The 26,035-nt window shown below is 73.1% G+C and carries 6 protein-coding genes; 4 read left to right on the forward strand and 2 right to left on the reverse strand.

The features are described 5' to 3' along the window. The first annotated feature begins 368 nt into the window (after window positions 1–368). From ACFC8N_RS26000 to ACFC8N_RS26015, 4 genes are read left to right on the forward strand one after another with little or no spacing between them, the layout of a single operon-like run. Window positions 369–16,697: an amino acid adenylation domain-containing protein gene (locus ACFC8N_RS26000; RefSeq protein WP_376290165.1), complete on the forward strand. Its 16,329-nt coding sequence runs from the start codon at window positions 369–371 to the stop codon at window positions 16,695–16,697. A gap of 9 nt (window positions 16,698–16,706) precedes the next feature. Further along, a complete protein-coding gene (locus ACFC8N_RS26005) occupies window positions 16,707–16,919 on the forward strand; it encodes an MbtH family protein (protein WP_376290168.1) in 213 nt (70 codons plus the stop codon). 35 nt (window positions 16,920–16,954) lie between these two features. Then, complete coding sequence (locus tag ACFC8N_RS26010) at window positions 16,955–18,166, forward strand: cytochrome P450 (protein WP_376290171.1); 1,212 nt, start codon at window positions 16,955–16,957, stop codon at window positions 18,164–18,166. A 50-nt stretch (window positions 18,167–18,216) separates the two neighbouring features. Beyond that, window positions 18,217–19,509 (forward strand): activator-dependent family glycosyltransferase, encoded by a 1,293-nt coding sequence (locus ACFC8N_RS26015; RefSeq protein WP_376290172.1) that lies wholly within the window; start codon window positions 18,217–18,219, stop codon window positions 19,507–19,509. Between the two features lie 16 nt (window positions 19,510–19,525). Here the strand turns inward: ACFC8N_RS26015 and ACFC8N_RS26020 are convergent, their stop codons facing one another. Next, window positions 19,526–20,758, reverse strand: a complete 1,233-nt coding sequence (locus tag ACFC8N_RS26020) for an alpha-hydroxy-acid oxidizing protein (protein ID WP_376290175.1) — start codon at window positions 20,756–20,758, stop codon at window positions 19,526–19,528. After that, window positions 20,755–26,031 (reverse strand): type I polyketide synthase, encoded by a 5,277-nt coding sequence (locus ACFC8N_RS26025; RefSeq protein ID WP_376290178.1) that lies wholly within the window; start codon window positions 26,029–26,031, stop codon window positions 20,755–20,757. The genes ACFC8N_RS26020 and ACFC8N_RS26025 overlap by 4 nt, the downstream gene beginning before the upstream one ends. Window positions 26,032–26,035 lie beyond the last annotated feature (4 nt).

Raw genomic sequence — 26,035 nt, forward strand, 5'->3', positions numbered from 1 at the left:
TGCCGGAGGTGTGCCGAACATACCTCGCATCCCCGGGAGGTGAGTCAACGGAAACCCAGACTTCGGTGTCCTGTTGGCGGGACATCTTCGCTCTCCGGTGGCCAGCCCGGCCATGGTTGACACGTTATTAGGTCGACGTGGTTACCTAATGTGTGTTCCATTGGCTCGCAAACGAGTGCCGGAGATTTCCGTCGAAGCGGCCGCGGCGGACGATTGAACCAGCCGCCGCCCGATCATCAGGGCCCGCCCGGCAACCAGCTGCCCGCCCCGGGCTGCCCCGGATCCGAGCAGCCGCAAAAAATGTTCGCATGCGCAATCAGTGGTGAATCGACCACGCCCGTGGACAGGACTTACAGGAGTGCTGAGTGATGATCCCCTTGTCTTTCGCGCAGCAGCGCCTGTGGTTCATCGACCGGATCGAGGGGCCGTCGGCGATCTACACCGTGCCGTTCCTCATCCGGCTCACGGGAGCGGTTGACACCGCGGCACTCACCGCCGCCGTGCGCGCCGTGGTGGCGCGCCACGAGAGTCTGCGGACCCTGATCGTGGAGAGCGCCGACGGCGTCCCCGCCCAGCAGGTGGTGCCGGCCGAGGACGTACGGCTGGACATCGGGCTGATCGACGTCGCCGAGGACGAGTTGGACCAAGCGGTGCGCGAGGCATCCGCGGCCACCCTCACCCCGTTCGAACAGATCCCGGTACGCGCGGTCGTCTTCCGCACGGGCGCCGAGGAACACCACCTGCTGCTGCTGATCCATCACATGGCTTGCGACGGCGAGTCCATCGCCCCGCTCGTGCGGGACCTGACCGCCGCCTACACCGCACAGGTCGAGGGCCGTGACCCGGACTGGCCCGAACTGGCCGTCCAGTACGCCGACTACACACTCTGGCAGCGCGAACTGCTGGGCGACGAGAACGATCCGGACAGCCTCCTGGCCACCCAACTCGACTACTGGCGCGGCGCGTTGACGGACCTGCAGCAGCCGACCCGGCTGCCCATGGACCGGCCGCGGGGTCCGCTGCCGAGCCGCCGCGGCGATGTCGTGGCAGGCACCGTCGGCCAGAAGCTGCTGGCCAGGGCGGAGGAGGCGGCCAGGCGCACCGGGTCGTCGGTGCCGATGGTGTTCCAGGCCGCCCTCTCTGTACTGCTGCACCAGCTGGGCGCGGGGGAGGACATCGCGCTCGGGTCCACCGTCGCCGGCCGCCCGGACCCGGAACTGGCCGACCTGGTGGGCTTCTTCGCCAACACCTGGGTGCTGCGCACCGATCTGTCGGGCCGGCCCACCTTCGACCAGCTCCTCGCACAGGTGCGGCAGAGGGCGCTGGCGGCGTACGACAACCAGGACGTGCCGTTCGAGCGGGTCGTGGAGGCCCTCAACCCGGAGCGCTCCAGCGCCTACCACCCGCTGTTCCAGGTGATGTTCACCTGGTCGACCGGCGCCCGCCTGGAGTTCGCCCTGCCGGGCGGCGTGCTGGCGCGCATCGCCCCCCTGTGGACGTCGATGGCCAAGTTCGACCTGGAGTTCAGCTTCTTCAGCGAGCCCGGCACACCGGGCTTGTCCATCTACCTCGAATACGCCACGGACCACTTCGACCGGAGCACGGCGCAGGGATTGGTGGATCGCCTGGTGCGGCTGGTCGGCGATCTGCTCGACGAGCCGTCCCGTGCCGTCGCGCTGGCGGACGTACTGACGGACGGCGAACGGAAGACGGCCGTGCGCGCCGTCGAGGCCACGGCAGCCGACACCCCCGAGCTGACCGCCGCCGCCCTGATCGAGCGTCAGGTGACGGCGACCCCGAATGCGACAGCCGTGATCGACGGCGAGCAGCAGCTGAGCTACGCCGAGCTCGACGCGCGGGCCGGGCGCCTGGCACGGGAGCTGACCGCCCGCGGGATCGGGCCGGAGCACCTGGTGGGCCTGGCGCTGCCGCGCTCGGCCTCCCTGATCGTGGCCATGCTCGCGATCTGGAAGGCTGGCGCCGCCTACCTGCCGATCGACCTCCGCTACCCCGGGGCCCGCCTGGGCCACATCCTGTCCGACGCGGACCCGGACCTGGTGCTGACCGACATCGCCCACGCGACGGTGCTGCCGGCGGCGGACATCCCCCGCCTGTGCGTCGACGAGGTGGACTTCGACGCGGCCGGCCCCGCAGCGCCCCCGGCTGTCGGCCTGCCCGCGCACGCCGCGTACGTGATGTACACCTCGGGGTCGACCGGCACACCGAAGGGAGTGGTGATCACCCACCGGGATGTCGTCAACGGGGTGCTGCGGCTGGCCGGCATCGTCGGCATCGGCGCGGGCACCCGCGTGCTCGCCGGTACGTCGGTCAACTTCGACGTGTCCGTCTTCGAAACCGTGACCACGCTGGCCAAGGGCGGCGTCCTGGAAGTGGTCCGCGACATCCTCGTCATCGGCGAACGGGGCGGCTGGTCCGGCGGTGTCATCAGCACCGTCCCCTCGGTCTTCGCCGAACTCCTCGACCAGGCGGGGGAGATGATCAGGGCCGAGACGGTGGTCTTCGCCGGCGAGGCCCTTCCCGCCGCGCTGGTGAAGCGGGTCCAGGACGCCCTTCCGGGCGTGCGGGTCGTCAATGCCTATGGCCAGACGGAGTCGTTCTACGCCACCGCCTTCACCGCCGACGAGACCTGGACGGCACCGGCGGCCACCGCGCCCATCGGCGTCCCGCTGGCCAACATGGGCGCGTACGTGCTCGGCCCCGGCCTCCAGCCGCTGCCCCCGGGCGTCGTCGGGGAGCTGTACGTCGCCGGAAACGTGGCGCGCGGCTACCTCGGCAGGGCCCGGCTCACCGCGGAACGGTTCACGGCCGACCCCTTCGGCCCGGCTGGCGCCCGCATGTACCGCACCGGCGATCTCGCCCGCTGGGGTGCCGACGGCCAACTGGAGTGCGTCGGCCGCGCCGACGAGCAGGTCAAGGTACGCGGCTTCCGCATCGAGCCGGGCGAGGTGGAGACCGCCCTTACCGCGCACCCCGCCGTGGCCCAGGCCCTGGTGACCACCTGCCGGCACGAAGGCCGCGACCACCTGGTGGGCTACGTGGTGCCGACCGCCGGGCGGGAGCCGGGGCCGTCGGCGGTGGCGAGCCTGGGCGACCTCGACATCGACCTCACGGCCACGGTCTCGCCCCGCGACCTGCGTACGTTCGTGTCCTCCAGGCTGCCTGAGTTCATGGTGCCGTCAGTGTTCGTCCTGCTGGACCGGATGCCGCTGGCCCCCAACGGCAAGCTGGACCGCAAGGCGCTGCCGGCGCCGCAGTTCACCGGCTCGGCCTACCGGGCCCCCGGCACGCCCTGCGAAGAGATACTCGCCCGGGTCTACGCCGACGTGGTCGGGGTGGACCGGGTCGGGGTGGACGACGACTTCTTCGCACTCGGCGGAGACAGCATCCGTTCCATCCAGGTCGTCGCGCGGGCCAGGGCCCAGGGCATCGAGGTCACGCCCCGGCAGATCTTCGAGTGCCGCACCGTGGCCGAACTCGCGCGTGTCGCCACCAGCGGGAGCCGCACGCAACCTGAACTGGAGGAGCTGCCGGGCGGCGGCGTCGGCTTCGTACCGCTGCCACCCGTCGGCCACTACCTGGAGGAACTGGGCGGGAACGCCGACCGGTTCACCATGGCGATGACGGTGGACCTGCCGGCGGGAATGGACCGGGACGGCCTGCTGCGCACGCTGACAGCGGCCTTCGACCGCCACGACATCCTGCGCTCCCGGCGGGCCGCGGGCCCGGCGGCGGGGCTGGAGGTGGCCGTGCCCGGTACCACCGACGTGCGCCCGCTCGTTCACCGGGTGGCCTGCGACGGCACCTGGGACGATGCCTGGCGGCAGCGGGCCCAGCGCGAACTCGACGCCGCGGCAGGCCGGTTGGACAGCGCGCGCGGCGTGATGGCGCAGTTCGTGTGGTACGACGCGGGCGCGGGCACCGCGGGACGCCTCAGCCTGGTGCTGCACCACCTCGTCGTCGACGGCGTGTCCTGGCGCATCCTGCTGCCTGACCTCGCCGCGGCCTGGCGGCAGATCCGCGCCGGCGACACCCCGCGGCTGCCCGGGACCGGCACCTCGGTCCGCCGCTGGACCCATGCGCTCGCCGAGGCCGCGGCCGGGGAGCGGGCGGCGGAGCTCGACCTGTGGCGCCGGACGGTCGGCGGACCCGACCCGAGTCTGGGCGCCCGGCCGTTCGACCCGGCCGTCGACACCATCGCCACGGTCGAGCGGGTCCGGCTCGACCTGCCCACCGGGATCACCCGGTCCCTGCTGACCGCCCTGCCCGCCGCCTACCGCGGCGGCGTCCAGGACGGCCTGCTGACAGGGCTGGCCCTCGCCGTCGCCCTGTGGCGCAGGCGGCGCGGCGTCGACGAGCCCTCGACGCTGGTCCGCCTGGAGGGCCACGGGCGCGAGGAGGACGCCGTCCCCGGCGCCGACCTCTCCCGCACGATGGGGTGGTTCACCAGCATGTACCCCGTCCGCCTCGACGTGTCCGGGGTCGACCTGGACGAGGCGCTCGCGGGCGGTACGGCGACGGGTGCGGCGGTCAAGACCATCAAGGAGCAGCTGCTCGCCGTCCCGGACAAGGGCATCGGCTACGGCATGCTGCGCTATCTGAACGCCGAAACCGGGGCGGTCCTGGAACGCCACGGATCCGGGCAGATCGTCTTCAACTACCTGGGCCGCTACACGGGCTCGGCCAACATGCCCCAGGACCTGCGCGGCCTCGGCTTCACCCAGGTCGAGGACACGGTCACGCTGACGCCCGCGCTGGACGGGGACATGTCCGCGCTCACCGCGCTGGCCGTCAGCGCGCATGTCGTCGACACCGATCAGGGCCCGCGTCTGGAGGCGAGCCTGGACTACCCGTCCGGGCTGCTGGCCGAGGCGGACGTACGGGAACTCGCCGACCTGTGGCGCACCGCCCTGGAAGGCGTGGCCCGGCACGTCGAGCAGCCGGACGCCGGCGGCCTCACGCCTTCGGACGTGCCCCTCGTCACGGTGGGGCAGGGCGAGCTGGACCGCTGGCAGGAGCAGTACCCGGGCATGACCGACGTCTGGCCCGTCACCGCGATGCAGGACGGACTGCTCTTCCACGCGGAACTCGCCGGCACGGCCGTCGACGTCTACCAGATGCAGTTCACGTTCCATCTGACGGGCGAGGTCGAACCGCAGCGGATGAGAGCGGCCGGGCAGGCGCTGCTGGACCGCCATCCCACGCTGCGGACGGCGTTCGTCACGGACAGCGCGGGCGACCGGTTCCAGATCGTCCAGGACGGCGTCGAACTGCCCTGGCAGGAGCTGGACCTGGCCGCCCTGGACGAACCCCGGCGGGAGGAGCACCGCAGGCGCTTCCTCGCCGCGGAGCACAGCGACCACCTCGACCCGGCCAGGGCGCCGCTGGTGCGGCTCTCGCTCGTCAAACTGGCAGCCGACCGCCACGACCTGGTCCTCATCGCCCACCACGTCCTCTTCGACGGCTGGTCGGTCCCCCTGCTGATGGTGGACCTGCTGCGCCTGTACCGCTCGCACGGCGACGCCTCGGAACTGAGCAGGACGCCCGCCTACCGCGACTTCCTGACCTGGCTCTCCCACCAGGACCACACGGCGACGGCCCGTGCCTGGGAGCGGGAGCTGCACGGCGTCGAGGAGCCCACGCTGCTGGTTCCCGACGCCCCCGCCGGGCCGGGCGAATCTGCCGGAGTCGGACAGCTGGACGTGCCGCTCACCCCGGAGCAGTCCGCCCGGCTCTCCCGCCGCGCCAGTGAACTGGGCCTGACGCTCAACACGCTGGTCCAAGGAGCGTGGGGCATGCTCCTGTCCGCCCTGACCGGACAGCGGAACGTGACCTTCGGGGCCACGGTCTCGGGGCGCCCGCCGCAGGTCGAGGGCGTGTCCGAGATGGTCGGCGCCTTCATCAACACCCTTGCGGTCCGCCTGGACTGCGCCCCCGGCGACTCCCTGCGCACCCTGCTCACCGGCCTCCAGGAACGCCAGAGCGCGCTCTTGGACCACCACCACTTCGGCCTCCTGGAGACGCACCGGCTCACCGGTGTGCGCACGCTCTTCGACACCCTGGTGGTCTACGAGTCGTACCCCATCGACAGCGCGGCACTGGACGACGCCTACGCGGCCGCCGGAATCCGGGTGACCGGGCTGAGCCCGCTCAGCAGCACCCACTACCCGCTGGTGGTGATGGCCTCCGCCGAGCCGCATCTGACCCTCGCCCTGCAGTACCAGCACCACCTCGTGGCCCCGGAGCAGGCCGCTGTCATCGCCCGGCGCCTGGGCCGGATCCTCGCTCGCCTCGCCGAGGACCCGGAGCTGCCGTTCAGCGGCGTGGACCTGCTGGAGCCCGCCGAGCGCGAACGCGTCCTCGTCGTCGTCAACCGGACCGCCGCCGAGACACCCGACGCGACCATCGCCGACCTGTTCGAGCGGCAGGCCGCGCGGACACCGGACCGGCCCGCGGTCACCTGCGGCGACGTCACGCTGACCTACGCGGAGCTGAACGCCCGCGCCGACCGCCTCGCGAGCGCGCTGGCTGCCCGTGGGGTCGGCCCGGAGACCGTCGTCGCCCTGGCGATGCCCCGCACGGCCGACCTCGTCACCACCCTGCTCGGCATCTGGAAGGCCGGCGGCGCGTATCTGCCCATCGACCCGGAGCACCCCGGCTCCCGGGTGGAGCACATGCTGAGCGTCGCCCGGCCTCAGCTGCTGCTCACCCGGCCCGCCGCCGCCGGCGGGCTGCCGGGCGTCACCGAGGTGCCGACCCTGCTCCTCGACGACGTGGACCTCGCCGCCGACGGCCCGGTCACGGGGCGGGCGAAGGGACTGCGGCCGCAGCACGCCGCCTACGTGATGTTCACCTCCGGCTCCACGGGCATCCCCAAGGGCGTGGTGGTCAGCCACGCCAACGTCGTCAACGGGGTCACGCGGCTCGCCGAGCGGGTGGGCGTGGACGCGGACACCCGCATGCTCGCGGGCGCCTCGATCAACTTCGACGTGTCCGTCTTCGAGACCGTCACCACGCTGGCGCGCGGCGGCCGGGTCGAGGTCGCGGGAAACGCCCTCGTGCTCGCCGAGCGCGAGACGACGACGGCGAACGTGATCAGCACGGTCCCCTCCGTCTTCGCCGCGCTGGGCGGCCGCACACCCGCCCTCCCGGACCGGGCCACCCTCGTCTTCGCGGGGGAGAAGCTGCCGACCGGGCTGGTCGACGCCATCCGGCGGGAGCGGCCCGGCGTACGCATCGTCAACGCCTACGGGCAGACCGAGTCGTTCTACGCCACGACGTACGACGTCGCCGCGCACCAGCCCCGCCGGGACACCGGCAGCGTCCCGATCGGCACGCCGATCGGAAACCTGCGCACCTACGTCCTCGGGCCCGGCCTTGCCCCGGTCCCGCCCGGCGTAACAGGCGAGTTGTACGTCGCCGGGGACATCGCGCGCGGCTACGCGAACCGGCCCGTCCTGACCGCCGAGCGCTTCGTCGCCGACCTCTACGGCCCCGCGGGCGCGCGGATGTACCGCACCGGAGACCTGGCCCGCTGGACGGCCGACGGACAACTCGAGTACATCGGCCGCGACGACAACCAGGTCAAGATCCGCGGTGTCCGCGTCGAACCCGCCGAGATCGAGCGCGCGTTGGCCACGCACCCCGATGTCGCGCAGGCCGTTGTCATCGCCCGTGACACCGCCGAGGAGGGCGAGGCGCAGCTCGTCGCCTACGTGGTGCCGGCCGCCCTGCGCGCCGACGGCACCGGCCTGGCCGCCACCCTGCGCGGCCATCTGCGCCGGCGGCTGCCCGCCCACCTGGTGCCCACCGCCGTCGTCACCCTCGACGAAGTTCCGCTGACCGCCAACGGCAAGCTGGACCGCAAGGCGCTGCCCGCACCGCACTTCGCCGCGACCGCCGAGGGCGGTGCACCGCGCACTCCTCAAGAGGAGCTGTTGTGCGAGCTGTTCGCGGAGGTCCTGCACGTCGACCGGGTGGGGGTCGACGACGACTTCTTCGCGCTCGGCGGCCACTCGATCATGGCGATCAAGCTCGTCAACCGCATCCGGTCGGTGCTGCGCGCCGAGCTCGAGCTGCGTCACCTCTTCACCGCCCCGACCGTCGCCGAACTCATCCCGTACCTGGACCGGGCAGGGGCCGCCCGCGCGCCGTTGGCGCCGCCCGCACAGCTGCCCGAGCGGATCCCGCTCTCCTTCTCCCAGCAACGGCTGTGGTTCCTGCACAAGTTCGAGGGCCGCGCGGCGACCTACAACATGCCGATCGTCCTGCGGCTGAGCGGGGAGCTGAACGTGCGCGCCCTGGAGGAGACGGTCAACGACCTCGTGACCAGGCACGAGATCCTGCGCACCGTCTACCGTGAGGTCGACGGGCGGCCCCACCAGCACATCCTCGGGCCGCAGGAGGCCCGCATCGCCCTGCCCGTGCGCCCGGTCGCCGGCGAGGACGAGCTGGGCGAGGCCATCGACGCGGTCGCCCGCCACCCCTTCGACATCGCCGCCGAGATTCCGGTCAAGGCCGCGCTGTTCGGCACCCGCCCCGACGCGTTCGCCCTGGTCCTCGTGATCCACCACATCGCGGCCGACGGATGGTCCGCGACCCCCCTCGCCAAGGACCTGGCCACCGCCTACGAAGCCCGCGCCCGGGGCGAAGCCCCCCGGTGGGCACCGCTGCCGCTGCAGTACGCGCACTACGCCCTGTGGCAGCGAGAACTCCTGGGCGGTGACGACGACCCGGACAGCCTGTTCAGCAGGCAGTGCCGCTACTGGTCGCGGCAGTTGGCGGGACTGCCCGAGACCGTGACCTTCCCGACGGACCGGCCGCGCCCCGCCGAGCTCGACCGCAGCGGCGACCTGCTCGAGTTCACCCTGGATGCGACCCTGCACGCGGACATCGTCGCGCTCGCCCGCGCCACCGGCACCACCCCGTTCATGGTGCTCCAGGCGACCATGGCCGCCCTGTTCACCCGGCTCGGCGCGGGCACCGACATCGCGCTCGGCAGCGGCATCGCGGGCCGGATCGACCAGAGCCTGAACGACCTGATCGGCCTCTTCGTCAATGTGCAGGTCATGCGCATCGACACCTCGGGCGACCCGACCTTCGCCGAACTGCTCGACCGCACACGCCGGACGAGCCTGGCCGCGTACACCCACCAGGACATCCCCTTCGAGGCCCTGGTGGAAAAGCTCAACCCGCGCCGCTCGGCGTCGGTCAACCCGCTCTTCCAGGTCGCCCTGATCCTGCAGAACACCGAGGACGCCGACTTCGAGCTGCCAGGGATGCGGGTCACGAGCGAGGGCGCGGGCACGGGAACCTCCCGCTACGACGCGACGCTGAGCCTGACCGAGCGGTACGGCGACCGCACCGCGCCGGCCGGCATCCACATCGCCGTCGAGTACTCCACGGAGCTGTTCGACGCCTCGACGATCGAGATGGTCATCGCCCGCTGGCAGCGGCTGCTCGCCGCCGCCGTCAAGGACCCCGCGCAGCCCATCCGCGGGGCGGGCGAACCCGCCGACGAGGAGCGCGGCACGCCGCTCACGGGTGAGCGGCCAACCGGAACCGAGGTGGCGGCGGCAACCTTCCCCGAACTGTTCAGGCACCAGCTGCTGCGGGACCCCCAGGCACCGGCGGTGGAGTTCGACGGCCACGTGTGGTCGTACCGGGAACTGGACGAGCGGGCGAACCGGATCGCGCACTGGCTGATCGCGCGGGGCATCGGCCCCGAGCAGGCGGTCGCCGTCGCCCTGCCGCGCGGCGCCGACCAGGTCGCCGTGGTGCTGGGCATCCTCAAGGCCGGCGCGGCCTATCTGCCCGTCGACCCCGACTATCCGTCCGATCGCATCCGGTTCATGCTCGATGACGCAGCCCCCGCCGTCCTGCTGGCCACGACGGGCATCGCCAGGCGGCTGCCGCGGCGCCCGGGCACCGAAGCGGTGGCCGTCGACGCCCCCGACATGGCCCAGGCCTGGCGGGACGGCCCGGCCACGGACCCGGACGTCGTGCCGGCCCCCGGGCATCCCGCGTACCTCATCTTCACCTCCGGCTCGACCGGGCGGCCCAAGGGCGTCGTCGTCACCCACGCCGGTATCGCGGCCCTCAGCCGCACCACCCAGGACCGCCTCGCGCTGAGCCCGCACTCCCGAGTCATCCAGGTGGCGGCGCCCAGCTTCGACGCCGCCGTGTGGGAGTACGTACAAACCCTCACGACCGGCGCCACCCTGGTGGTCCCGCGTGAACAGCGCCTCGTCGGCGAGGACTTGGCCCGCAACCTGGCCGGGCTCGGCATCACGCACGTCATGCTGCCGCCCAGCGTGCTCGCCGCGCTCCCCGCCGGCGCGCCCGGCACCCTGACCGGGCTGCGCACCGTCACCGTCGGCGGCGAGGCGTGCCCGCCGGCGCTGGCCGCCGCCTGGGCGCCCGGACGCCGGTTCGTCAACGCCTACGGCCCCGCCGAGACCACCGTGTGCGGTGCGGTCAGCGCCCCCCTGGGCACCGGCCGCACCCCCATCGGCACCGCGGTGGACGGCAACACGCTGCGGGTCCTCGACGAGTGGCTCGCCCCCGTCGAACCGGGCGTCCCCGGCGAGCTGTACATCGCGGGCCCCAGCCTGGCCCGGGGCTATCTGAACCGCCCCGGCCTCACCGCCGAACGCTTCGTCGCCGACCCGTTCGGACCCGTAGGAACGCGCATGTATCGCACCGGCGACATCGTGCGCCAGGGCACGGACGGGCAGCTCGACTACGTCGGCCGCAGCGACGACCAGGTCAAGATCAACGGGCTGCGCATCGAGCCCGGCGAGATCACCGCGGTCATGGAAGCGCACCCGGGCGTCGGACAGGCCGTGGTGACCGCCCACCGGGACGAGGACGGCCGGCAGCGCCTGGTGGGCTACGCGGTGCCCGCCCCGCAGGGCGGCCGCCGCCCGGACGCCGACGAGCTGCGCGCCTTCTTGTCGGAGAGGCTGCCGGAGTTCATGGTGCCCGCGGTGTTCCTGCAGCTCGACAGCGTGCCGCTGACGCCCAACGGCAAGCTCGACAAGACCGCTCTGCCCGCACCACCGACCACGGCGGCGAGCGACTACCAGGCTCCCCGCACCGAGGCGGAGCGGACGCTCGCCGCGATCTTCGCCGAGATCCTGGGGCGGGACCGCGTCGGCGTCGACGACGACTTCTTCGTGGTCGGCGGCGACAGCATCCGCTCCATCCAGGTCGTCTCCCGGGCCCGCGAGCAGGGCGTGGTGATCACGCCGCGGCTCATGTTCAAGCACCGCACCGTGGCCGCCCTCGCCGAGGCCGCCACCGTGGGCGGGCAGTCGGACACCGACCGCCGCGAGCCCACCGGAGGCGGACTCGGCTGGATGCCGCTGCTTCCCGTGATGCGGCAGATACGCGAACACATCGGCCACCACGACGGGTTCACGATGTCGACGGCGGTGGAGCTGCCGGCGGGCATCGACGAGGCCGCACTGGTCGCCACCCTCGCCGCGGTCGTCGACCACCACGACATGCTGCGCTCCCGCCTGCGCGTCCACGCCGGCGAGCAGGGCCTGGAGGCGGCCGCGCCCGGCACCGTCGACGTGGCGTCGCTCCTGCGCCGCAGGCCCTGCGCCGGCGACTGGTCCGACCCCGCCTGGCGGCAGCGGACCCGGGCGGAGCTCGCCGCCGCCGCCCGTGAACTGGACGCGGCGGCAGGCCGGATGGCCCGGTTCATCTGGTGCGACGCGGGCCCGGACACCGCCGGGCAGCTGATCATCGTCCTGCACCACCTGGTGACCGACGGGGTCTCCTGGCACATCCTGCTGTCCGACCTCGCCCAGGCCTGGGACGCCGTGCGACAGGGCAGGCCGCCACGGCTGGCCGCGGTGCCCACCCCGCTGCGCAGCTGGTCGTACGGCCTGGTGCAGGCGGCCGGTAGCCCCGAGCGGGTCGCCGAACTCGACTATTGGCGGGACCTTTTGGACCAGCCCGAGCCGCCGCTCGGTGCCCGGCCACTGGACCCGGACCTCGACGTGCGGGCGACCGTGGACACGGTGCGGGTCACCCTGGACCCCGGGACCACCCAAGCGCTCCTGACCACCCTGCCCGCCGCCTTCCACAGCGGCGTCGACGACGGCCTGCTCACCGCCCTCGCCCTGGCCCTGGCCGGGTGGCACCGGGCCCGCGGGACCGACGAACACCCGGCGCTGATCCGCCTCGAAGGACACGGCCGCGAGGAAGGCGCGGTGTCCGGCGCCGACCTCACCCGCACCATCGGCTGGTTCACCAGCATCTACCCTGTCCGCCTCGACATCGGGGGCATCGACGTGGCGGACGCCGTCGCGGGCGGCCGCACCGCCGGATACGCCGTGAAGGCCGTCAAGGAGCAGCTGCGCGCGATTCCGGACAAGGGCATCGGCTACGGCCTGCTGCGCCACCTCAACCCGAAGACCGCCGAGATCCTCAAGGAGTACGGCGACGGGCAGGTCGCCTTCAACTACCTCGGCCGGCTCGGCACGGCCGCCTCCGCCCCGGCGCAGGGCGCCGCGGCCTGGACGATGTCCGGCGGCCTGGACGGCCTCGCGCCCGAGCCGAACGCACCGGCCCTGGCCGCGGTGGACATCACCGCCTTCTGCGCCGAGACCGCGCAGGGCCCGCGGCTGACCGCCGACTTCGCCTTCGCCACAGGGGTGCTGTCCCAAGAAGCGGTGCGCGAGCTCGCGGACCGGTGGCGCACGGCCCTGGAAGGCCTGGCCGGGCACGCCACCGCTCCGCGAGCGGGCGGCCTGACGCCGTCGGACGTAGCGCTGGTGCGGGTGCGCCAGCGGGACCTGGACGTGTGGGAGGAGCGCTACCCGGGCGTGGCCGACGTGTGGCCGCTGACCTCGCTGCAGTCCGGTCTGCTGTACCAGAGCCAGCTGGACGGCGCCGAGTTCGACGCCTACCAGGTGCAGCTGGTCTTCCACCTGACCGGACGGGTGGCCCCGGCGCGGATGAGGGCGGCAGGGCAGGCACTGCTCGACCGCTACGACAGCCTGCGCACCGCGTTCGTGACCACCGCAGCCGGCGAACCCGTCCAACTGCTCCTCGACCGCGTCGAACTCCCTTGGCAGGCCCTGGACTGGAGCGGCCTTCCCGAGCGGGAGCAGGAGGAGCGGCTGCGCGACCTGCGCGAGCGCGACCGGGCCACCCCCTTCGACCCGGCCGCCCCGCCCCTGCTGCGCCTGACCCTCGTACAGCGGGCGGCCGAGCACCACGAGCTGGTGATGACGGTCCATCACATCGTGTACGACGGCTGGTCGTCGTCGCTCGTGCTCAAGAGCCTGCTGGACCTGTACGCCACCTTCGGGGACGCCGGACCGCTGAACCGGGTGCGCCCCTACCGCGACTTCCTCGAGTGGCTTGCGCACCAGGACAAGGAGAGTGCGGCACAGGCCTGGCGCGCCGAGCTGGCCGGGCTCGACGAGCCGACGCTGGTGGCTCCGCGCGGCGGGCAGCAAGAAGGAGGCGCCCACGGCAGGACACCGGTCGAGCTGGACCGCGACACGGCGCGCCGCCTGACGCGCCGCGCCGCCGAACTCGGCATCACCCTCAACAGCCTGGTGCAGGGCGCCTGGGCCCTGCTCGTCGCGAGCCACACGGGCCGCCAGGACGTGGTGTTCGGCGCCACGGTTTCGGGCCGCCCGCCGCAGGTGGCGGGCATGGACGAGATGGTGGGCCTGTTCATCAACACCCTTCCGGTCCGGGTGCGCACGAGCGCCGGACAGAGCGCGGCCGAGCTGCTGGCCGACCTCCAGGAGCGGCAGGCCGCGCTGATGGACCACCACCACCTCGGCCTCGCCGAGATCCACCGGGCCGTCGACCTGCCCGTGCTCTTCGACTCGGTCGTGGTCTTCGAGTCCTACCCGGCCGACGGGGACGACCTCGGCGAGACGCTGAGCGCGGCCGGCTTCGCGATCACCGGCATGGACTGGGAAGCGGCCGTGCACTATCCGCTCGCCCTGTTCGCCACCGCCAACCCGGACCTCCAGCTGATGCTGGGCCACCGCGACCACGCCTTCGACTCCGCGACCGTGGAGCGCCTCGCGCACCGCCTGACGCGGATCCTGGAAGCCATCGCGGCAGACCCCGCCACCTCGGTGAGCGGGATCGACCCCCTGGCACCGGCCGAGCGTGAACGCGTACTGAGCGAGTTCAACGACACCGCCGTCGACGGCCCCGGGGCCACCGTGGCCGCGTGGTTCGAGCAGCGCGCCGCCCGCCGCCCCGACGCGGACGCCGTGGTGTACGGTGACACCACCCTCACCTACCGGGAGCTCGACGAGCGGGCCAACCGGCTGGCGCGGGTGCTCGCGGCGCGCGGTGTGGGCCAGGAGTCGCCGGTCGGGCTCGCCCTGCCGCGCTCACCGGAGTACATCGTCGCCGTGCTGGCCATCGCGAAGGCGGGCGGCGTGTATCTGCCCCTCGACCCGGCCTACCCGGCCGAGCGGATCGCCTTCATGCTCAGCGACGCGGGACCCGACCTCGTGGTGACCGATACGCGGACCGCTGCCGCGCTGCCCGACAGCGACTGCCAGGTCCTGGTCATCGACGAGCCCCGGGCCGCCCAGGAGATCGCGGCGGCCCCGGCACAGCCCCTGGGGGCGGGCTCGGGTGCGCACCTGGACCAACTCTGCTACGTGGTCTACACCTCCGGCTCCACGGGCCGGCCCAAGGCGGTGGGCGTCTCCCACCGGGCGCTGGCGGTGCTGCTGGCGGACCGCAGTTATGACGAGAGCCGCCTGGAGCGGGTCCTCATGCACCACACGCAGGCGTTCGACACCTTCACCTACGAACTGTGGGCCGCCCTGCTGCGCGGCGGCGCCGTCGTCGTCCTCCCGTCCGGCCGACTGGACCCGGCCGGCCTCACGCGTGCGATCGCCGAACAGGGGGTCACCGGACTCATCATGCCCGCGGGCCAGTTCATGGCCTTCGCCGACGAGGCCCCCGAGGCGTTCCGCGGCGCCCGCGAGGTGTGGACGGTCGGAGACGTGGTGACCCCGGCCGCCCTGGAACGGGTCATGGCCGCATGCGCCGGCCTGACCATCGTCAACGGGTACGGCCCGACCGAGACCACCGCGGCCACCACCATGCACGTCATCACCGGCACGGACGACCTCGGCGAGGCCGTACCCATCGGGCGCCCCATGGACAACACCCGCCTGTACGTGCTGGACGCGGCGCTGCGGCCGGCACCGGTGGGGAGCGTCGGCGACCTGTACGTCGCGGGCGACCGGCTGGCCCGCGGCTACCTGGACCGCTACGGCCTCACCGCGGAACGCTTCGTGGCCTGCCCCTTCGGCGAGCCGGGCGAGCGGATGTACCGCACCGGAGACCTGGCGGCCTGGACGCCGCAGGGCCGCCTGCTGTTCCGGGGCCGCGTCGACAACCAGGTCAAGGTCCGGGGCTTCCGGATCGAACTCGGCGAGGTCGAGGCGGTGCTCGCCGACCATCCGCGGGTCGCGCAGGCCGTCGTGATCACCAGGGACCAGCCGGGCATCGGCAGGCACCTCGTCGCCTACGTCACGTTCACCGAGGGTGAGCGGCCCGATCCGGACGCCTTGCGCTCCTTCGCCGGGCAACGGCTGCCGGAGCACATGGTGCCCTCGGCGATCGTGGTCATGGAGCGGCTGCCGCTGTCCGTGACCGGGAAGGTCGAGCGCGGTCGGCTGCCCGTGCCCGAGTTCCTCAGCCCCACCGCCTACCGCGCTCCGCGCAACGCCCAGGAGGAGCTCCTGGCCGGCGTGTTCGCGCAGGTCCTGGGAGTGGAACGGGTCGGCATCGACGACGACTTCTTCGCCCTGGGCGGCCACTCGCTGCTGGCCACCCGGCTCATCAGCCGGATCCGCACGGTGCTCAGCGCGGAGGTCCCGATCCGCACGGTGTTCCAGGCGCCGACCGTCGCCGAACTGGTGCAGCACCTCACCGGGGGCCTCCACGACGCCCACGACGGCGGCCCCTTCGACACCCTGCTGCCGTTGCGGACCGGCGGGAGCGGCACGCCGTTGTGGCTCTTCCACCCGGGATTCGGCCTGTGCTGGTCCTACCTGGGGCTGGCCACCCAGGTCGGGGACCGCCCGGTGTACGGCATCCAGGCGCGCGGCTTCGACGGCGCGCCGCTGCCGGCCGACTTCGCCGCCATGGTCACCGACTACACGGAGCAGCTCCTCGCCGTGCAGCCGCACGGCCCGTACCAGCTGGCAGGGCATTCGCTGGGCGGCTCCCTGGCCCACGCCGTCGGCGCCGAACTCCAGCGGCGCGGCCGCGAGGTGTCCTTGGTGGCGCTCCTCGACGCCGTGCCGAGCAGCGGGTTCGGGCAGCTGGCGGATGCCCACCTCACCCGCTCCGAGGCGCGCGACTTCCTGGACGACTACCTGCCGGGCGACGTCCGCGACGACGACCGCCGCACCATCGTCGAGAACGGCGCCACGGTGATCGTCGAACACTCCCGGATGGTCGCGGAGTTCACTCCGCCCACCTACCGCGGCAGCGTGCTGTTCTTCAGCGCGACGCAGAGCCCCGAAGTGCGGCCCGGGCTCTGGGAGCCGTACGTCGACGGCGAACTGCACACCTTCGACATCGACGCCACGCACTTCGGCCTGACCGAACCGAAGGCCGCGGCCGAGATCTGCGCCATCGTCAACCGCTACCTCCGTGACTGAGGAGACCGCATGACCACGAACCCCTTCGACGACGAGAACGGCACGTTTTACGTCCTGGTGAACGACGAGGAACAGCACTCCCTGTGGCCGTCGTTCGCGCACGTCCCCGACGGCTGGCGGATCGCCTTCGGCCCGGAGGACCGGCCGAAGTGCCTGGCCCACATCGAGGAGAACTGGACCGACCTGCGGCCCAAGAGCCTGCGCCTGGCCATGGGCGACTAGGACCCGCGCCCGCACCGAACGAAAGAAGGATGGATATGACGCAGCTGGCCGACCGCTGGGGAGTGAACCCGGCGTTCTTCTGGATGTGGGGGCGCAGACCCCAGCAGCCCGTCACGGTCGATGACAGCGGAGTGGTCCATGTCTACGGTCACGCCGAGATCCTGGAGGTCTACGGCGACCCGCGGACGTACTCGTCCAACGTGGAAGCCCTGCTGTTCGGGGCGCCCGAGGGCGAGGCCCACAGCGAGGGCGCGCTGAGCGCGGCCGACCCGCCCCAGCACACCAAACTGCGCAAGATCGTCAGCCGTGCGTTCACCCCCAAGCTGGTGGCCGGCCTCGAACAGGGGATCGCCGACGTCACCGGTCAGCTGCTCGACGACGCGGCGGGCAAGGGGCGCCTGGAACTGGTCGGGGACCTGGCCTACCCGATGCCGGTGATGGTGATCGCCGACATGCTCGGCGTGCCGCGCAGCGACCGGGACCTGTTCAAGCACTGGGTGGACACCATCCTCTCCGCCGCGGGGGACGTGAACGTCGAGGACGCGGTCAAGGACGGCGCGGGCACGCGCCGCGACGACGCCGACGTCGCGGCCGCCATGGGCCAAGTGCCCGAGCTGATGGAGTACTTGCGCGCGCACGCCGCCGACCGGCGCAGCACGCCGCGCGATGATCTGCTCACCAAGCTGGTCGAGGCGGAGGTCGACGGCGAGCGCCTCAGCGACACCCAGGTGGTGAACTTCTCCAGGGAGCTGCTGGTCGCAGGACACCTCACCACCAGCGCCACGATCGCCAACCTGCTGCTGTGCCTGGACGCCCACCCGCAGCAGTTCGCCCGGCTGCGGGCGAACCAGGACCTGATCCCGGGGGCCGTCGAGGAGACCCTGCGGTTCCTCGGCCCGCTCGCGGCCTCCGTCCGCGCGACGGCCGAGGACACCGAGCTGGCCGGCGTCAAAATACCCAAGAAGAGCCTCGTGCGGCTCTGGCTCGGCGCCGGCAGCCGGGACGAGCGGGTGTTCGCGCGTCCCGACGAGTTCGACCCCGGCCGCGACCCCAATCCGCACCTCGGGTTCGGCCGCGGAATCCACTTCTGCATCGGCGCGCCGCTCGCCCGCCTGGAGAGCAGTGTCTGCCTGCGGATACTCCTGGACCGCTACCCCGACGTGCGGGCGGACCCGGACGGGCGGCCCGAATTCCTGGGCCTGGACGACCTGTTGGCGGTCTCGAAGCTCGAACTGATCACCGCCTGAGCTCACGCCGGCGACCTCGTGACGAGGTCACCTCCGAAGGAGAAAGCGCCATGCGCGTCCTGTTCGTAGTCTTTCCCTGGCGAACCCACTTGCAGCACATGGTGCCGCTGGCCTGGGCGCTGCAGGCGGCGGGGCACGAGGTCCGCGTCGCGAGCGGCCCGGAGCTGACGGACGCCGTCACCGCATCGGGGCTGCCAGCCGTGCCCGTCGGCCCCGACGAGCCCGTCTTCGAGAGAGTGGAACGCGAGCAAGCAGAGCTCTACCACAAGCTCGTCGAAGCCCACGGCGAGCACAACGACATCCTCGTCGACGTGTGCGAGGACCGCGAAGAGGTGCTCACCTGGGAGCGCCTGCGATGGGGCAGCCGATTCCTGGCCGCCACCACACGGGCCTCCAACGACGCGATGGTCGAGGAGCTGGTGGAGTACTGCCGCTGGTGGCAGCCGGATCTGGTGCTGTGGGACTGGCTCAGTCACGCGGGCGCGGTCGCGGCCACGGCGATCGGCGCCCCGCACGGGCGCATGCGCACCGAGCTGGCCGTCGAGGACCGGGCCCGCCGGCACTTCCTGAGGGTGCGTCAGGATCAGCGGCCCGAGGACCGCGAGGACCCGTTGGCGGACTGGCTGGGCCAGTGGGCGCGGAAGGTCGGGGGCGAGTTCGGCGAGGAGATGGTCACGGGGCGGTTCGTGATCGAGCAGATGGTCGGGTCGCTGCGGCTGGAGTCGCCGTTGCCGCATCTGCCGTTGCGCTACGTTCCCTACAACGGGCCGTCGGTCGTGCCGGACTGGGCCCGGCGCGACCCGGACAGGCCGCGGGTCCTCGCCACCTTCGGACTGAGCCTGGCGACGGACCCGGCGACGGCCGCGACCTCCCTGCAGCAGATGCAGGGGATGCTGGACGCGCTGGCGGATGTGGACATCGAGCTGGTGGTGACGCTGCCCGAGCGGTTCCAGCGGGAGCTGGAGCGGGTGCCCGGCAATGTCAGGCTGGTGGAGTTCGTCCCGCTGCACGCCGTCGTCCCGTCGTGCTCGGCCGTGATCCACCATGGCGGTGTGCCGGGATTCCTGGAGGCGATCGCCCACGGGGTGCCGCAGCTGGTGATCGGCCGCGCCATGACCGATATCGGCGAGCGCGGCCCGCGGCTGGAGCGGTCCGGCGCCGGCCTGTGGCTCCGGGGGGATGCCCCGGAGGAACTGGACGGCAGCCGGGTGCGGGAGCAGGTGGTGCGGCTGCTGGAGGAGCCGTCGTTCAAGGAGGCCGCCGCACGGCTCGGCGAGGAACTGGCGGCCCAGCCCTCTCCCGCCGAGGTCATCCGCGACCTGGAACAGATCGTGAACCCCTAACGATCCTGACGCACCGTCAACGATCCTGACGTACCGTCGGCCGCGGCCCGCCCAAGGGCCCGGCCGCGACCAGGATCTCCGGGCCCAGCGAGCGGGCGCTGGCGCAGCCGAGCTGCGTCAGCGCCGCATCCAGCTCGGCGAGCAGACACCGCAGGACATGCCGCACACCGGCCCGCCCGTCGAGCGTCAGCCCGTACAGATACGGCCGACCGAGCAGCACGGCGTCCGCGCCCAGGGCCAGCGCCTTGGCGACGTCGGTGCCGGTGCGGACACCGGAGTCCAGCAGCACGGGGACGCTGCCACCGACCGCGGCACGCACCGCGGGCAGGCAGTCGAGGGAAGCCGCCGCGCCGTCCAGCTGACGTCCCCCGTGATTGGAGACGATCACGCCGTCCGCCCCGTTGGCCACCGCGAGGAGCGCGTCGTCGGGACGCAGGACTCCCTTGACCACGACAGGAAGCCCGGTCCATTCGCGCAGCCGGCTCAGCCGCTCCCAGACCAGCGACGGGTTGCCGTTGACCTGCGCCCAGTGCCGGACGACCGCCTCGGGGCCGGCATCCGGCGGCAGCGCCGCCCGGAACACGGGATCACTGGTGTAGTTGGCCAGACCTGTGCCGCGTACGAGCGGAAGGTACCCGTGGTCGAGGTCCGCGGGCCGGTAGCCGACCGAAGGGTTGTCGACGGTGAGGACCAGCGCCGTGTACCCGCTCGCCTCGGCACGGCGGACCAGCGACGCGGCCAGTTCGTCGTCCGAGGGCCAGTACAGCTGGAACCAGCGGGGCCCCGGTCCGGCGGTCGCGGCCACCTCCTCCAGGCTGTGCGAGGAGTAGGAGGACAGCACGAACGGCAGCCCCGCGTCGGCCGCGCCCCGCACCGTGGCGATCTCACCCTCGGGGTGCACGCTGGTCTGCGCGGAGATCGGCGCCAACAGCAGCGGTGCGGGCAGGGACTGGCCGAGCAGGTCCACGGTCAGGTCGCGCCGCGTGCAGCCGCGGAGCATCCGGGGCAGCAGGCGCCACTGGTCGAAAGCGTCCCGGTTGGCGCGTCCCGTGGCCCCGGTTCCGGAGCCGCCGGCCACGAAGCCGAACACCTCGGGCGGCAGGACCTGGCGGGCCGCGTCCTCCAACGCCGTCAGATCGGTGGTGAGTTGGCCCTTACGGCCCTCAGGGCCCGCCAGATAGATCTCGCGCACCAGGTCGGAGGGGCTCGTCGGCCCGGCCTGGTCGGCGGTGCGGGTGTGCTCGGTCATGGCGTCGGGGTTCCGTTTCCGTTCTCGGTGGTGGTCCGGTCGTCCGACGGCAGCTGCTGGCCGAGGACGTCGGCCAGCAGCCGGGGCGTCGGCCAGTCGAAGACGAAGGTGGCCGGGAGGCGCAGCCCCAAGCCGGCCATCAGCCGGTTGCGCAGCTCCACCGCTCCCAGCGAGTCCATGCCGGCATGGTCGAAGGCCACGTTCGGGTCGATCGCGTCCGGTGAGGCGTGCCCGAGCACTCCGGCGACCTCGGCGAGGAGCCGGTCCAGCATCGTGTCCGCTCCGTCCGCTTCCGTGCCCGCCGGCTCTGCGTCGCCGTGCGGCGGCGCGGCCGACGGCGGCCGCTGACCGCCCGCCGGCTCGCCCGCGCCCTCGGGCAGCAGCGACTCCAGGATGCGCGGGAGGGTGCCGCCGCGGTGCTGCGCTGCCAGGGCGTCGCGATCCCAGCGTCCCGCCACGGCCACCGGCTCACTGCCGTGCACCGCCGCATCCAGGAAGCCGAGGCCCTGTTCGATGGGGATCAGCAGGATGCCGGCCCGGGCCATCCGGTCGATCTGGGCCTTCGTGAGGGTGCCGCCCATGCCCCCCGACACGTCCCACTGGCCCCACACGATGGCCACGCCGGGCTCGCCGGCGGCGTGCCGCTGCTCCATGAGGCCTTCCAGGAACCCGTTCGCGGCGGCATAGGCGCCCTGCCCCGCCGAGTTGAGCGTGCCGGCCACCGAGGAGTAGACGACGAACGCGGACAGGTCCAGGCCGGCGGTCAGTTCGTGCAGATGGAACGCCACGTCGGCCTTGGGCCGCAGCGACCGCTCAATGTCGTCGGCCGTCAGGTCGGTCAGCAGACCGCCCTCAAGGACACCCGCGGCATGGACGACACCGCCGATGCGGACACCGGAGCGGGCAAGCCTGTCGAGAGCCCCGGCCAGCGCCTCGCGGTCGGCGGCGTCGCAGGCCACCGTACGGACCCGGGCGCCGAGGTCCCGCAGGTCGGCGATGACGCGCTCCGCGTCGGGCCCGGGGGCGGAGCGCCCCATCAGGACCAGCTGCCGCACCCCGTGCCGCTCCACCAGATGCCGGGCCGTGATCCGTCCCAGCCAGCCGAGCCCACCGGTGATCAGCACCGCCCTCGACGGATCCCAGGAACCCCCGGGGGCCGGGGCGGCGCCCCCGCTGGCGAGGGCCGGCCGGTACACGGTCCCGTCCCGCAGCGCCAACTGGCTCTCGCCGGTGGCGAGCGCGCCGGCGAACGCCTCGCGGGACGCGGCGACCCCGTCCTCGTCGAGCAGGACGAACCGGCCCGGATGCTCGGCCTGCGCGGACCGGATCAGTCCCCACACGGCGCGGTGACCGGGCCGGAGGTCGGGGTCCTGCTTGGCCTCCACGGCCACCGCGCCCCGGGTGACCACCACCAGCCGGGAGGCGTCCCAGCGCTCGTCGCCCAGGAAGCGCTGGGCCGCGTACAGCACCTCCAGCAGGTTCTCCCGGACGGCCTGCGAAGCCCCCGGCCCGGGATCGCCGGGCGGGGCGGCCGTCACGAAGGCGACGACGACCTCGGGGACCGCGGCGCCCGCGTCGACGGCGCGGAGCAGCTCGTCGATGTGGGCGTGGACGCGTACCGCGGTGCCGTCCGGTGGTATGAGGCCGGGCACCGCCCCGGTGCCCACCGCGGCCCAGGTGCCGCCCGGAAGCGGTGTGCCGAGGGCGAGTTCGGTCCACACCGGGGCGAGCAGCGGCGCGTCGTCCTGCGCTGCACGGTCGGGCGACGCGGGCGCGCGCAGCACGAGCTGGTCCGCGCTCAGTACCGCGGCCCCCGTGTCGTCGGCGACGAGCAGCGCGCAGGAGCCGTCCGCACCACGCCGCAGCCGGACCCGGAACGGGCCGTTGCTGGGCCCATGAAGCGTCACGTTGCGCCAGGTGCGGGGCACAAGGACCCGGGGTTCGCCCCCGTCGGCGGCGGCCAGCGCGTGCAGGGCCGAGTCCAGGGCGGCGGGGTGCAGCCGGAAGCCGTCCCGGCTCCCCTTCGCCCGCGACGCGACCACCGCGTAGAGATCGTCGCCGTCGCGCCACAGCTCGCGCAGTCCGCGGAAGGCGTACCCGTAGGCGTGGCCGCCCTCCGCGAGCCGTGCGTACAGGTCGTCGACCGCGACTTGTCGGGCCCCGGCCGGTGGCCATGACGTCACTCCCGCCACCTGCGCGGGGCGCGCGGCGGACAGCGTGCCGGTGGCGTGCCGGGTCCACGCGGCACCCTGGGTGTCCGCCGTACGGGCGTAGACCGCGAGCGGACGGCTGCCGGCCTCGTCGGGGGCACCGACGATCAGCTGGATGTCGGTGGGCCCGGCGACCGGCAGGTCCTCTTCCAGGTCCAGTTCGGCCACCTGGCGCGCACCGGCCCGCCGGGCGGCACTCAGCGCGAGTTCCACGATGCCCGCGGCGGGCAGCACCGGGGTCCCGTCGACGCAGTGGTCGGCCAGCCACGGCAGGTCCTCGGCGTCGAGACGCCCCGTGAACACCAGCCCGCTGCCGTCCGCTGGTTCCAGCCCCTCGTCGAGCACCGGGTGCGACCGGCCGGTGGCGTGGTCCGCGGCCGGTGCGCTCAGCCAGTAGCGCTGACGCTGGAAGGGGTAGGTGGGCAGCGCGATCCGGCGGCCGCCGGGGAAGGACTCACCCGGCACCAGGCGGGCGCCGTTCACGGCGAGCCGGGCGAGGGCGGTGCTGACGCTGCCGACCGGGTCCTGGCCACGGCGCAGCACCGGGGTCACGACACCTGGCGAGTCGGGGTCCTGGTTGCGGCGCGCGAGGGCGGCCAGCACCCCGTGCCCCAACTCGACGTACTCGGTGACACCACGGGATTCCAGGAAGCGCATGCCGTCGCGGAAGCGGACGGTGCCGCGCAGTTGGCGCACCCAGTAGTCCGGGTCCCGCAGCATCGCCCCGGTGGCGAGGCGGCCGGTGAGATCGGAGACGACCGGTATGCGGGGTTCGCGGTAGGTCAGTCCGGCGGCCACGTCCCGGAATTCCTCCAGTACGCCGTCCATGTGCGGGGAGTGGAAGGCGTGGCTGACCTTCAGCTCGGCGGTGCGCCCCTTGGCCTGCCAGGCCTGCGCGAGCTGCGCGGCGGCCTCCGCGTCGCCCGAGACGACCACGCTCCGCGGCCCGTTGACGGCGGCAAGATCCAGCAGGCCGCTGTAGGGGACGAGAGCCTGGCGGATCTCCTCCTCGCTCGCTTCGACGGCCACCATGCGGCCGCCCGCGGGGGCGCTCTGCATGAGGCGGCCCCGGTGGGCGACGAGGGTGCAGGCGTCCGCCAGGTCGAGGACACCGGCCACATGGGCGGCCGCGAGCTCGCCGATGGAGTGGCCGAGCAGCAGGTGGGGGGCGGCCCCGTGGTGCTCGAGCAGCCGGAACAGCGCGACTTCGACGGCGAAGAGGGCGGGTTGGGTGTACGCGGTCTGGTCGAGCAGCGCGGAGACGCGGGTGCCGGACTCGGCGAACAGGACGTCCTTGAGGGCGTGTTCCAGGTGCGCGTCGAAATGGGCGCATGCCTCGTCCAGGGCGCGGGCGAAGGCGGGGAAGCGGCCGTGGAGGTCGCGGCCGAGGCCCGGGTACTGGCTGCCCTGGCCGGGGAAGAGGTAGGCGGTCGTGCAGTCGTTCGTGGTGCTCGTACGGGAGATGACCTGGGGCGTCGTGTCCCCGTCGGCCAGCGCTCGCAGGCTGTGCAGGACCTCGGTACGCCCGGTGACGAGGACGGCGGCGCGGTGGGGGAGTGTGGTGGTGCGGGTGGTGGCCAGGGAGTGGCCGATGTCGGCGACGGCCAGGTCCTGGTGGGCGGTGAGGTGGTCGTGCAGCTGGGCGGCCCGGGCCCGCAGGGCCTGCTCGGTCTGACCGGACAGCAGCCAGGGAAAGGAGCTGTCCGCGTCCGAGCCGCCGGGCACGGCGGACTCGAGCGGCGGCTGTTCGAGGATGAGGTGGGCGTTGGTGCCGCTGAGTCCGAAGGAGGAGACGGCGGCTCGGCGCGGCCGGGCGCGCTCGGGCCACGGCCGGGCCCGGGTGAGGAGCGCGAGGCTTCCCTCGGACCAGTCGATACGGGGCGAGGGCTGGTCGGCGTGGAGGGTCTTGGGCAGGAGGCCGTGCCGCATGGCCAGGGTCATCTTGATGACGCCGGCGACTCCGGCGGCCGCCTGGGTGTGGCCGAAGTTGGATTTGACGGTTCCCAGGTGGAGGGGGTGGCGGGGGGCGCGGCCGGCGCCGTAGGTGGCGAGGAGGGCATGGGCCTCGATGGGGTCACCGAGGACGGTGCCGGTGCCGTGGGCGTCGATGGCGTCGACGGCGTCGGGGCTCAGGCCGGCGTCGGCGAGTGCGGCGCGGATGACAGCTTGCTGGGAGGGGCTGTTGGGGGCGGTGAGGCGACTGCCGGCGCCGTCGTGGTTGAGGGCCGAGCCCCGGATGACGGCGAGGACCGGGTGGCCTTGGCGGCGGGCGTCACCGAGGCGCTCCAGGAGGAGCATGCCGACGCCCTCGGACCAGGCCGTGCCGTCCGCGGCGGCGGCGAACGCCTTGCAGCGGCCGTCGGGGGCCAGGCTGTGCTGGCGGCTGAACTCGACGAAGGGCGCGGCGTTGGCCATGACGGTGACCCCGCCGGACAGGGCCAGATCGCAGTCGCCGTTGCGCAGGGCCTGGGCGGCCAGGTGGATGGCGACCAGCGAGGAGGAGCACGCGGTGTCGACGCTGACGGCGGGACCCACCAGGCCCAGTGCGTGAGCGACGCGGCCCGACAGTACGCTCGGCAGCCTGCCGGTGATGGCGAACGCTTCCTTCTTGTGGGTCCCGTACTCGGCGTACATGACACCGCAGTAGGTGCCGGTGCGGGTGTCGCGCAGCGCCGTGGGGTCGATGCCGGCGCGCTCGATGGCCTCCCAGCTGGTTTCCAGGACGAGCCGCTGCTGGGGGTCCATCCTGACCGCTTCGCGGGGGCTGATGCCGAAGAGGGAGGGGTCGAACTCGGCGGCGTCGTAGAGGAATCCGCCCTCGCGTGTGCTGGCGGTGCCGGGGTGGTCGGGGTCGGGGTGGAAGAGGCGGTCGAGGTCCCAGCCGCGGTCGCGCGGGAACGGGCCGACGGTGTCGACGCCGTCGGCCACCACCTGCCACAGGTCCTCAGGAGAGCTCACGCCTCCGGGAAAGCGGCAGGCCATCCCGACGATGACGATCGGTTCGTGCCGCATGCCGCCCGTCGGATCAGGTCCGGGGAACGCGCGGGTGTCCGTGACTGACATGTCT

This window comes from Streptomyces sp. NPDC055966, assembly GCF_042269865.1.
GTDB lineage: Bacteria > Actinomycetota > Actinomycetes > Streptomycetales > Streptomycetaceae > Streptomyces.